1 pseudogene is annotated in these 260 nt (G+C 67.7%); it reads right to left on the minus strand.

Annotated elements, in window-relative coordinates:
- A pseudogene (locus ACR9ZK_RS22415) lies at positions 1–260 on the minus strand (DUF2867 domain-containing protein); the annotation flags it as partial.

Below are 260 nucleotides of genomic sequence, written 5' to 3' on the forward strand. Positions count from 1 at the left end.
GGTCCACACGTTCCCGGGTTTGGCCTCGCTGTGGAAGGTGCGCTCATCCAGGAACACTTTGTACCCGGCCCAATCGGGGTCGCTCGGAAGGGGATCGGCGTCGATGCCGGCGTTGGCCCAGGTGGTTTCCACCTGCCCGTCCCGTTCCTTGCCCAGCGCCAGGGCGACGGCGCGGCGATAGGAGGTCAGGCCGCCGTCGGGCTGCTTGATGTAACGGTCGACGTCGTGCTCCCGCGACACGGCATCGTGCTGCAGCGACT

Source organism: Monashia sp. HAY1-5C, assembly GCF_056755255.1.